The 12,269-nt window shown below is 49.3% G+C and carries 6 protein-coding genes; 2 read left to right on the top strand and 4 right to left on the bottom strand.

All coding sequences use genetic code 11. The features are described from left to right. The first annotated feature begins 6 nt into the window (after positions 1-6). Both HD842_RS03895 and HD842_RS03890 read left to right on the top strand, forming a co-directional pair. Positions 7-1,485, top strand: a complete 1,479-nt coding sequence (locus tag HD842_RS03895) for an ATPase domain-containing protein (protein WP_183551190.1) — start codon at positions 7-9, stop codon at positions 1,483-1,485. Next, positions 1,475-3,154, top strand: a complete 1,680-nt coding sequence (locus tag HD842_RS03890; RefSeq protein WP_183551187.1) for a response regulator — start codon at positions 1,475-1,477, stop codon at positions 3,152-3,154. Before HD842_RS03895 ends, HD842_RS03890 begins: the two co-directional genes overlap by 11 nt. Positions 3,155-3,409: 255 nt before the next feature. On the opposite strand, the gene HD842_RS03885 is transcribed toward HD842_RS03890, so the two are convergent. The 4 genes from HD842_RS03885 to HD842_RS03870 form a co-directional block, all read right to left on the bottom strand. After that, positions 3,410-3,601: a response regulator gene (locus tag HD842_RS03885; protein ID WP_183551184.1), complete on the bottom strand. Its 192-nt coding sequence runs from the start codon at positions 3,599-3,601 to the stop codon at positions 3,410-3,412. Positions 3,602-4,567: 966 nt separating this feature from the next. Continuing rightward, positions 4,568-6,811 (bottom strand): ATP-binding protein, encoded by a 2,244-nt coding sequence (locus tag HD842_RS03880; protein WP_183551181.1) that lies wholly within the window; start codon positions 6,809-6,811, stop codon positions 4,568-4,570. A 524-nt stretch (positions 6,812-7,335) separates the two neighbouring features. Next, positions 7,336-9,594, bottom strand: coding sequence for a putative bifunctional diguanylate cyclase/phosphodiesterase (locus tag HD842_RS03875; protein ID WP_183551178.1), 2,259 nt, complete (start codon positions 9,592-9,594; stop codon positions 7,336-7,338). Positions 9,595-11,183: 1,589 nt separating this feature from the next. Then, complete coding sequence (locus HD842_RS03870; RefSeq protein WP_183551175.1) at positions 11,184-12,095, bottom strand: DUF6624 domain-containing protein; 912 nt, start codon at positions 12,093-12,095, stop codon at positions 11,184-11,186. Positions 12,096-12,269 lie beyond the last annotated feature (174 nt).

Here is a 12,269-nt window from a genome sequence, read left to right as displayed (position 1 = left end):
GTAGTAATGAAAAAAACAGTACAACGGTTGCTCACAGGTGTTCCGGAACTTGATGCGGTGATGTATGGCGGATTGTCTAAGGGACGGATTCATCTGGTCGAAGGAAAGCCTGGCACTGGCAAAACTACCTTGGGGCTGCGTTTTTTGATTGAAGGTGTCAAAAATGGAGAAACTTGCCTATATTTGAGTTTGTCCGAGGGCGAAGATGAACTACGTGAGAGCGCCGACAACCATGGATGGGACCTTCACGGTATTGATATTGCGGAAATGATCCCAGTTCCTGACGAAGTAGATGCGCAAACCATTTTGCTGCCTACCGAAACCGACTTGGCTAGTCTCGTGGAACAGATTTCGGAACGCATAAAACTAACAAATTCTGCGCGTGTTGTAATCGACTCAATGGCGGAAGTTCGGTTACTTGCGCACGATAGTGCTCATTATCGCCGTCAAATAATTTCCCTTAGGAAAAACTTGATGGGGTTAGGCTCGACTGTCTTGATGCTTGATGACATCACCTCTGACGGCCAGGAATATGAGCTTGAGAGTGCAGTGCATGGTGTAATCGGTCTGGAACTTCAGGAGCGTAGTTTTGGCGCAGCACGTCGTCGCCTGCATGTAGTCAAGTTACGCAGTGGTCCTTTTCAAAGTGGCTGGCACGACTATGCAATCGTCACAGGTGAAATTTTAGTGTTCCCTAGTCTGATTGCACAAGAACACCACCGAACGAGTGCGCCGATAGAAATCTATAGTGGAGTATCTTCGTTCGACGAGTTGATCGGTGGCCCTTTGACAACTGGAAGTTCGACCATGATCCTTGGCCCATCCGGGGTGGGCAAGACGACTCTCGCTTTGCAGTATGCTTTGACCGCAGTGCGCGCTGGCCATAAGGTTGTCCATTTTAATTTTGATGAATCTGAGACTACGCTGCGGTCACGTTTGGTAGCTGACATGGGCGAAGCCCAAGTCACAGGTGATGGCACAGTCAACGGGAATAGCAGCTATGAAACAAAGGCGCAAAACTTTATCCTGCGCCGTATAAATCCTTCGCGGATCTCGCCGGGAGAACTTATCTGGAACGTACGCCGTATGGTAGAAGATGAAGATGTTAAACTTGTCATTATCGACAGCATTAATTCCTACCTTGATATCATTCCCGAGGAAAAATCTCTTTTACCGCAGATGAACGAGCTTTTCTCATACATGAGTAACATGAATGTGATGGCGATAATCATTGGCGCGCATTCGAGCCAGCTTGACACCTCTAAACAACCTGATGCTGTCAGCATCATTACGGACAATATCATCTCAATGCGTTATTACGAGCGCGACAATGTGGTCAACAAAGCGATTTCAGTATTGAAGAAACGTCAGGGTAAGCATGCGCATGATATCCGTCAGCTTGAATTGACCGAGGAAGGCATCCAGCTCGGCCCGCGTGTTAGTGGGATTGATAGTATTCCAATCGCAGGTTCTCTTGGAAACTGACAAAGTTCCTGCCGTTATCATCTTCGCCCCGGTACTGGGCGATTCCGCTACCCTGCGCGCGCTAATTGAGGTTGAGCAGGTGGGCGTCCTCCTATGCCGTGACAAGAACGAGTTCTATGCCTTGCTGAACGACAGTACGCTGGCTGCTGCCGTTACTGAGGAAGGACTAGCGCAATGTTCGCTAGATGAGTTGTCAGAATGCTTAAGGCGACAGCCCACCTGGTCGGACATTCCAATGCTGTTGCTGGCCGACGCAGAAAACCGAAACATTGACACTGGCCGCTTTGCTCGCTTGTCCGAGATCGGCAACTTCACAGTGCTAACCCGTCCGGCTACCCGCCTTGCCATCGTAATGGCGCTACGCTCAGCCTTACGCACACGCCGGCTGCAATTCGACCTCCGCGACCAGCTACATGAAATGACAGACCATGCACAACAGCTGGAGTCGCTTGTCGGAGAACGTACAGCGCGGCTGGAGCAGGAGGTGCTAGGACGGCGTCGCGTAGAGCATGCATTGGTCGAGGCCCGTCGGCTTGAGTCGCTCGGGCGGCTCACCGGGGGCATTGCACATGACTTCAACAATATATTGCAAGTAATTGCAGGTAGCGAAACATTGTTGCGTATGCTGTTGGGCGGTGCAGTCGATCCACGTCTGTCTCGTTCATTAGACGGTATACGTCGGGCGACTACTCATGGGGCCACGCTGACACAGCAATTGCTCGCCTACGCCCGACGCCAACCACTCGCGAGCATAGTGATTGACATGCAAGTTCATATGGATTCATCACTTGAACTATTGCAGCGCATGTTGCCGTCCAGCGTGCAAGTTTCTCTTAAGATAGCACCTCACATCTGGTCAGTGCTTGCCGATCCGACCCAGCTCGATGCCGCATTGCTAAACATTGCCTCCAATGCGCGTGATGCCATGGACGATGTTGGAACAATCGCAATGGATTCTGCCAACTGGACATTGCCGGACCCGATGATGCCGGAAGCTGCTCACTTAGTTGGCGAATTTGTCGGTATTCTACTTACGGACAGCGGGCCTGGCATGTCGGGAGATACTGCCGAACAGGCGTTCGAACCTTTCTTCACCACTAAAGCGGTCGGGAAAGGAACAGGCCTAGGCTTGTCTCAAGTATATGGATTTGCTGTCCAGAGCAATGGCACTGCATTTATTCGGCGCGAAAACGCCGGGCTAACAGTTGGCATTCTATTACCTCGCAGCCAAGAGAAAATTGTGCTGGTTGAATTGAATACACTTGAAAAGCGTTCAGACGGGCTTGCTGGATTAAATATACTTTATGTCGAAGACAACCCCGATGTCGCAGAGTCGACGGTAGCGCTATTGCAATCGCTCGGTGCTATCGTGTACCACGTCTACAACGCTGACACTGCTCGCGAATCAGACCTGTCGGCGATCGATCTCGTTTTTTCCGACGTCATGATGCCAGGCAAAATGGACGGCGTCGAATTTGCCCGCTGGCTTGCTACTGGACACCCTAATTTAGCGGTCGTCCTTACCAGTGGATTTATGCTTTCACCGGAGCGTTTGCATGGTCTCGACGTACAGTTCGTTCGGAAGCCGTTCGTTATTCAGACAATCAACGAGGCCATCTTGCAAGCAATTCGTAAAAATGCACAGGGAAAGCGTCGGTCGATAGACTAGCAGGCTATTGCACACGATTCCCGTGTTTTAGTGTAATCCCAATTTAAAAGGTAAGGACGTGACTTCGACCATTACAAAGATTGGGTTTATTATAATCTGCTAATCCAGATTTTCAATAAGTGAGAGAAGATTGCTCACTTCGTCTCCCTTCAAGAAAAAGTAGCCTGCACCGGCTTCGTGGGCATCAAACTTAATGTCGGCACCATCTTTGCCAGTAAGCGCTATCACGATGCGTGAGGATACTATTGGTAGAGCTCACAAAGCTCGAATTACATCAATCTCGTTCATGTCAGGCAAGCCGAGGTCAGTGAGTACAAAATCTACGTCAAGCTTAGATGCGAGCGATAATCCTGCACTACCAGAATTTGCACCATACACCACATGTCCATTAAATTCTAGCAACATTCCTAGCATCTCTGCTGAGTCTTGATTGTCTTCGATGATCAATATTTTTTCACCGGGCATAATTTAAAATTTTAAAGAGAAATTATGACCAGCCTTGACGGGCGCATTTTAATACATATATCCATAATGCAACATAGTTGCTCACTGAATCTTAGTCTGAAGGGGTTCAAGGGCAGCGTCTGGCCGAACCCAGCCGAGAAAGGCAAGATAGTAGGTTGCCAAGCTGCAAAGTGAGCTGTGGGCGCGACAGCCCGCTTCCGACCCAAAGCAGACTTCCGGGAGCTATGCTGTGGTTGGCAAAGAATCATGCTAAATCTGACAATTTGTTCGATACGTGCCTCATCGAGAGCGCCGGTCCTAATGTCTTCTCTTGATCAAATTCAGCCGCCACGTCGAAGATGAAAAGCCAAGGAAATTCGTTGTAGCGCGGATGATCCACCTGATGCTTTATCCACTGTAAAACCTATAGTAGCGCCTCCATAAGGTGATTCGGCGAGGTCACCGTTCCAAGGTCGACTAGAACAGTCCAGCTTCAGATCGTTACCCTCAAGCAATTCGCCTTTCACGCAGTGTTGGACCTGTGATATAGCATGGCGACTTAGACGGTACAGTGAGTGAATGCCTGACGAAGGCATTGAGTTCACCTGAGAAGGCACAGCTCTAAGTTCTACGCAGCTTCGCCCAGCTACAGGCGAGGCAAGCTCGATGGTAATGAGCGCCCCTCCCTCAGGGGTAAACTTGGCGAAAACGGTTCCACGGCCCAGCCGAGGCGCCATAAAGTAACGCAGGATTTGTTCCATGAGAATTGTCGTGCCGAAAATCTCAGTCTACTCGACTTCGATCTCGACCGTTGAGCTGAACATAGCAGGCCGATAGGGACAAAATTCCAGACTCACACGATGGCTCGAATCGACCCAAAGCGGCTGTTCAATGGCAGCGAGCCTTGTCACCATAGTAGCGAATGCTGCGAGCCGGTTGCCGCGTAAAATTGGCTAGAGCAGCTACGGGCTACCCGACGGTGTGACAACGTGATAAAGGCAAAGTGAATTGGAATTTGGTACCGATGTGCAGGGTGCTTTCGACCCAGATCTTCCCACCTTCTTGCTCAACAATCTCCTTAACGATGGCTAGACCCAAGCCGGCGCCTTTCTCGGCACCCACGGCACCTTGTTTAAAACGCTCAAAAATATGAGGCATGAGTTCCGGCGCGATGCCTGTACCTGTGTCTACCACCCCAATCACGACATCCTGACCTAGTTTTTGCACTGACACTGCAATATGCCCTCCAGCTGCTGTAAATTTCAGCGCATTGCTAATTAGATTTCCTAAAATCTGTTCGACTCGCGCGCGCTTGCAGGAAACGTGAAGTGCTTCGTAGTGCAGTGATGCAGTGATGCGAATATTAGCGCGCTCGCCAAGCGGCAGTGCCAGATCGACGGCATCCGCTACCAGCACATTTGCGTCCTCTTGTTGCGTCTCCGGTAGAAGTTCAGCATGATTCGATTTAGCGATGTCGAGAACCGATTTCACAAGACGTTCCATGGTCTCTGTGGCGCGGATGCCTCGCGCGATGAAGTCGGAACGTGTTTCTGGTGTCATCATTTGACTACGTTGCATCAGCTGTAGCATCATTTTCAGAGCGCTGAGTGGATTACGAATATCATGCGAAACAATGTGCATCATATTTTCCTTTTCAGTGCTAAGCTTTTCGGCAATCTCTCTTGCCGCCTGTTCGCGTTTGAAGGCACGGCGTAGGTCAAGCGCGATAATACTTGTACGCACTTCTGAAATAGCATCAATTTCAACCCGCTTCCACGGTGCCGCGATGCCGTCGACAGTCTGCTCCCAGGAATCAAAGGAAAGGCGTGGGTGAAGACGAGTAATGCCGTTATCTATCTCCACACGTTTTTCTGGCTCACCGGCCCAGGTAATAGTAGAGACCGTTCCAGGGCGGAACCACAAAATAAAATTGCGCTTGGACCGCAGGATGGAGATAGCTAGTAAACCACTAGCAATTTCTTTATATGCTTCGGCTGGTGGAAATACTTCACTTAACCGATTCGTTGTATAGGGCACATCCGTACCATGCGTCTTCGCCACCCAGGCAACGAGTTCTGCGATCTGCGCGACCGTTGGAGTGTCGCCGGCGAGGACCCATTCATTGTCGTAAAAGATTGCTGCCGCAGCGTTAGTGACATCTACTAAGTCCAGCATGCTGGACTTGTACTTGGCCAGTCCTTGGACCAAGTCCGTTTCACGCTCCATATGGCCGAGCAGTTGCACTTGTGCACGCTTAATTTCGGCCCTATAGCGTTGATCCTCATTGGACGCCTTTAATGCCAATTGCGACGAAGCAAACTGCGCAATCATTTTGGTACCCAGCCGGCTATCGGATGCTAAGTTCCTTGGCTGAACATTGTGGCATGCAATAAGTCCCCATAGCTTTCCATTATCAATTAATGGCAGTGTCAGTGTCGCACCTACATGCATATTTTTGAGATACTCGACATGAAGCGGCGACACGCTCCGTAGATTGGATAGCCCAAGGTCTAGTAAGGCGCCCGTTTTCGGATTACGCCCCGGATAAATAGGGACGGGCATATAGTTTACATCGGGAATCATCCGCAACCAGTTTTCAAGAAATATACTTCTTGCTTGCGCTGGAATATCAGAAGCCGGAAAATGATGATCTAAATAAGATTGCACATATGGTTTTCTTGCCTCAGAAACAACATGACCATGCCAATCTTCATTGAAACGATAGATCATTACGCGGTCGAAACCTGTAATGATATGAATCTGCTGCGCAATACGATCGCATAAATCCTGAAGGCTAGTCCCACTAAAAATCGAGTGGACTCCATTCCGAATCAAACGCTGTAACGGTGTGGCTAGTGTCTCCGGTGATCGTACTGCTTCTAGTTCAACAATTAGAATGCCGTCACGATATTGGGCGCAGAGTTCCCACTCACTTTCAAGCAACGTAGCATGATTGATGAGTGGTACGATAATCGGCGCTTGTTCAATAAGGTCTTCAGATTGTAGATATCGCTGCGTCTTCTGAAGGCTTGCTGCAGAAAGATATTCGACCAACGAATGTTGAACAAGGGCTTTTGCATCGAGCCCGAACGCCTCGCAACAATTTACACTGGCATTTGTAATGGCGAGGGAGGGAAGCTCGACGCTAAGTAAAATTCCAAAGGGCTGGATTGCACCAGGAATATGGATTGGCTCACTCTCGCAGCGAACCATGGTCGACTCGATATCAGATAAGATCATAGAAGAAGATTTGGAAAATGATGTACCCTAGCTCGACCATCAGAAACTCGCCTATCGGCATAGCATGTACATTTTAATAATTAAAGATTTCTTCAACATCTTATAGGAAAATGGATCAGCCAGCTTAGCGCGTAGCAAAAAACGTACTAAGCACTGCCACATTGAGCAATAAAGTTGCATTTCTGTTACACAATGTAAAGTTTATTACCCGGTGTGAAGCCAGTGCAAGACCAAAGTTTGATTGAAGTCTACTGTAATTTTTGATCGAATCCGGACGATCAGGCCAAAAACGATAGATTGCTAGGTTTCCATTTGAAGGATGGTCGAGGCTGGCGTGAGTCTAACCTTCATTGATGTTCCGCATTGTCGTCACGCAGGGTTGATTTTCGTTAATCACCTTGTAAGATCTGGTTGCTACAAGTATATTGTCACAGTTAAAAATGTGAAGCGGTAGTCCTCGTATCAACTAGGCCAACGTCAAATAACACAATCTACATTCAAGAATTCGATGGAATCGACAAATTCCTTCGAGCAAAATCCAGACCCTGTAAATGTGTGATCACATTATAGAGTGGAGCTGGGCGATGAAAGTGGAATCCCTGCATTATTACCTGATCATGTTGAGCTAGGAAGTGCACGTGCTCTATGGATTCAACGCCTTCAGCAACGACTTGTAGCCCCAAGTGTCCGGCCATCGCGACGACTGAATGCACTATTGCTGAACTTGTAGGGTCATTTGGAATATTACGTATGAAACTCTTATCGATCTTTAATTCGTAGAGCGGCATTTTTGCGAGGTAGGTCAGGTTTGAGTAACCTGTACCAAAGTCGTCCACGGAGAAGCGAATGCCAAGCTTTGCTAGATCATGCATCCGAGAAATAGTCTGATCGATGTCGTCAATGAAGAGACCTTCGGTCACTTCGAAAATAAGGTAGTGCGGGGGAACACCGGTGGTTGCCAGCAGTGTACGCACGTAATCGACAAAATTCTGCTGGCGAAACTGCAATGGGCTAACATTGATTGATAGGTGTATTAAGTTTCCGGATCGCTCGAGTGCTAGCCATATTTCGCATGCTTGGATCAGTGCCCATTGACCAAGTGGAATAATTAGGCCACTTGATTCAGCTGCTGGAATAAATAGGTCAGGACGCACCATAGTGCCATCAGGACGGCGCCAGCGCATAAGCAATTCTGCACCAACTGCAGAGCCATTCTGATCTATCTGTAGTTGCAGGTACATTGTCAGCTCACGAGCATCAAACGCCATTCCCAGATCACGCTCTAGTGTCAGCTTGTGCTGAACTTGCATTAGCATCTCACCATTAAATATTACTGCACTATCGCGACCACGGGCCTTAGCATAATACATTGCAGTATCTGCCTCACGTAACAGGTCGTTAGGACTAGTGCCGGGTGTGACCAGAGCAATTCCAATACTGGCCGAAACCCTGTAAGGCTGACCTTCTAGCACGAATGGTGTGGCCAACGTTGCGCGTACTTTATTCGCGACCTCCCGTGCTGAGCGGATGACGGCGTCTGTATCAACTGCGCAAGCATCGAGAACGATCACAAATTCATCGCCACCGAGACGTGCGACCAAGTCACTGCCGCGTACAGTCTCTTTAAGCCGTACAGCGACGTGTTCAAGTAGCAAGTCGCCAGTAGCATGCCCCCGCTGGTCGTTGATCTTTTTAAAATTGTCGACGTCTAAATAAAGCACTGCGCTTTGCGCTGCGTCAAAGCTACTCTGTCTTATCACATTGGTCAGGCGTTCCATCAGCAGCCGACGATTTGGCAGTCCGGTTAGCACGTCGTAGAATGCAAGACGGTGAATTGACTGTTCTGCAGTGCGCCGATCGGTTATGTCCCGGCTAACTACTACCCAATGGTGAGCACTATCACCACTCTTGGTAAACGGCACGACTTCGAGCTCAAGCCAAAATTCAGCGCCTGCCTTCGTGTAGCCTATCATTTCGATTTTCGGCGAGCCGCACCATGGCATTGAATTTAACAGATTCGTCATCACTACTGCATCGGTGCTTGGGCCCTGCAGAATACGCAAGTCTCGTCCAAGTACCTGCTCGCGCTCATGCCCCGTACGCTGCAGAAATGCATCATTGACAAAAATAATCGGACGGTCTGAATTTGTACCCTTAGATGTGGCAAAGATCAGCACCATATCGTTCAATTTCGAAGCAGCAGCGGATGTGAGTTCAAGTTCGCCTAAGGATCGCGATAAACCTGACAATAGTGTACTGCACATGAGCGATAACATTACGCTTACAGTGCTGTAGTTGACAGCCGCAGCGAGCGAGGACTTCAACGGCGCATGGCCCCACCCTGCTACGTTCAGATCAAGTAATTCGGTAGCGCCGGCTACAATCAGCGCTGCTACACCTAAGCCTGTTGCAATCAGCGCCGCACGTAAATTTAGTAGAATTGCTGCTATGAGCGGAGGGCCTAATAAATAGCTTAAGCTAATCGAACCGACTGTTATCATCAATATGATAGCCAATACATATACAACTACTAAGAAGTTGTACACGCGGATGGCGTACTTCAAATTTTTAAGACGCCAAATACCGACCATCCAGGCCAAAGCTACAGTATCGGCAATGACGACGTGCCACATACCGCTGTGTAACAAAACTGGAAAAATCGCGATTGTAGAAACAGCACCAACTAGAATTACCACTGACATCAGTGACGAAAAAGTGCGCTCACGCCATGCAGCAATGTTGTCTAAATTACCCATTTGAAAGCTTTTGCGCAGCTGTCATCTGCGCTCAGTAAAAAGCTATCATCATATATTTCTTTTTAGAAATTTACACCGTTTTCTTACCTTGCTTGTGCCTAACTACCACATCGAGCTGCAAACTTTATCTCACATAGTTGTAGCATTAGCTGAGACGTGGTCATGCAGTACATACGCGCAGTTTCCGTCGCAATCCCCTGGTGACCAATAATGCTGCTTGTTCATTGGTTAACTTCGCAACGTCGCGTCTAGCGGAGCCGGCCGAAGCGTCGATGCCAGGATCGAGGCCTGATATCCACGTGGGCGCGTCTGCTTCCGCTTGCCGCCGCAGGCTATGTTAGAAACGTAGCGTGTTTTAAGCGCGACTGCAGGAAACAACCATCTACAACAGGGAAATCCGTCAAAGCAGTGTTGGTAGATGCAAAAAGGCTTACTAAACATCGCATATCGTCTGAATTTATTGATGTTGCTGAAAGAATCGTTGTTTTCCAGAAGTTAGTAGTGAAATGTCACTGTTTTAAATCCCAAGTTGACATATCATCGCTCGAAATCTATTCAGACATCATAGTTTAGATCGACTGGGAACAGTAGCCATAAGTTGGAGTATTGAATGCTAGAGTTACGAGGAAAGCAGATAGCGCAACTGATCAGTGACCTGGAAGAAGATTGCATCAAAATATCCGCATCCGATGAGTTGATGTTGCGCGGCTACGTCAGGGGCACGATTGGTGGGCGAGATCTGCTTGCGCACGTGACTCAGTTTAGTAACCTGACTGCGTACCAGGATTGGCTTCTTGACCAAATTAATGAATTTAGTCTGGAAAGAGTATCTAATGTGTCGGTTGAACCGGTGATACATGAAGTTTATAATGGACTCAGACGTAGAGGTAAGACGAGTTGACCGCACGTAGCTCACGCGCGCGATGTATAAAATAGTAGTTCCGCTTCCACTTCACCTCAACTTTACAGCGCGAGTAACATCAACCGCGAAAGTCGTTGAGCTGTTCTCGACGAGAGTACGGCTTTCCAGCGCGTGCCAGCGATTCCCACTGTGCGCGTAGGACAGATAGTTCCCCTATATCATTCGGCCTATTTTATTGTCGACACCGCATAAATGATGTTACGGCTCACTTCTGTTATGCCTTTGGCAACGTGCCGCCAACGATAAGTCCAGCATTCGGCACGACTTCGCCTGTTATAGTATGTTTTCCGTTTACGTCTATGCTACGACATTCCACTGTGTCTCTAGAAGGTGAATACGTCCCGCGACGATCAGATCTAAACCGCTGAGGGGCAAACTGCACTTGCTAGCCGGTCGTACTCTTTCCAGACAGACTGCCGCTAAGCGCGATGGATGGTTGGGACGAGTTGTCCAGCCCCGCTTCGGCTTCTTGGGCTTTAGCGTCGAATAAGTGGTTACATTCAGTCTAGCGAAGGGCCGCTTTTGGCCGAACCCGGCCGTTCAGCCGAGCATATCAGGCCACCAAGGCGGAAAAATCGCGGACTGTTACGAAGGGCAGGAACCGACTCACAGAAGACGTTGGCGCACTTAGTTATCGAGGCCTATTCTCAGCGAATAATTGTTCTGGTCATAGTGCCTTCGCTGGAACATTGATCGGTAACCCCATGCGCAACCGACGGTGATCAAGTTGATCCATATCCTCGCTCGGGTAAGGTTCGTTCCCTCCATCCGCGCGTGTACGGTACTGAGTCCCGTACAACTGTTTTCTGTTGTCGTAAACGAGGACACGATCAATTGAAGTCGCTAGATTGTATGGGGCGATCTCGTGCTTAGCAGCGGCCTCTTGCATGAGGAAAAGCCAGGGTTTCAAGCGTGCTGCGGGCGAATGCTGGGCGATGAGCCACGCCGCGTTAGCTGCTTCCCAGCCGACCATCGATAAGGCCGGCCACCCCTTGGCGGCGATGATTTCCGCAAGTCGCTGTTGGCGCGCACCGTCGTCAGCTTGTACCCGGTTGAGAAACTCAGGATCATTCGTGCGCCAGCGCTTACCTCGCAGCGCCTGATCCTCCTTGCCCATTTCAACCAGTTCGCGGGCAAGCGTCGGTTCCGGGACCTCTCTTGGGTAGACAAGGATAGGCAGAGCGACAGTTACCGCAGCGTCTTCGACCGCGATAGGAAGGGAGTTCCAGTCCCATTCGCCCACACGCACTGTGCAACTGGTCCCAGCGGGTAAATCAATCTGATACAGGCTCTGTTCAACTTTGCCGAAAATGCGCGGTCGCTCGACGCAATCGGCAAAGACCGCGAGTTTTGATGGGAATATACCCGTCGAGCTATAAATCCGTTCAGAAAAACGGATCGCACTAACCGGTTCGGCGGCCAGAAGGCTTGTCGAGAACATGAGCAACGCGATCGCGCAACAGTGCGTCAGTGAATTTCGCCGCAGCCGTGAAGTAGGAGACAGAAAGGAATGGGCAGCAGCATATTTAGTCGCCACACGCACTGCATTCTCATTTAATAGATGAACAATTTTCAACATAGTTATGTAATTGAACCAAGAGTCCGGGCGAACGTCTGGTTTTTGCCGAAGCCGGCCGGTCGAACCAGCATAACAGGTTGCCAACGCGAAAAACTCGCGAAGTGTTACGATAGGCTGCTCCCGACCCATTGCAGACGTTCGCATACGTGAACATTTCCCATCAGGAATTTCAGT

The organism is Massilia aurea, assembly GCF_014200505.1.
GTDB classification, from domain to species: domain Bacteria; phylum Pseudomonadota; class Gammaproteobacteria; order Burkholderiales; family Burkholderiaceae_D; genus Telluria; species Telluria aurea_B.
This window is presented reverse-complemented; position numbering and strand designations above follow the sequence as displayed.

Excerpts from the sequence above, each read along its gene's own strand:
- HD842_RS03895 (WP_183551190.1), top strand. The coding sequence starts at position 7 with ATGAAAAAAACAGTACAACGGTTGCTCACAGGTGTTCCGGAACTTGAT.
- HD842_RS03880 (WP_183551181.1), bottom strand. The coding sequence starts at position 6,811 with ATGGTTCGCTGCGAGAGTGAGCCAATCCATATTCCTGGTGCAATCCAG.
- HD842_RS03875 (WP_183551178.1), bottom strand. The coding sequence starts at position 9,594 with ATGGGTAATTTAGACAACATTGCTGCATGGCGTGAGCGCACTTTTTCG.
- HD842_RS03870 (WP_183551175.1), bottom strand. The coding sequence starts at position 12,095 with ATGTTGAAAATTGTTCATCTATTAAATGAGAATGCAGTGCGTGTGGCG.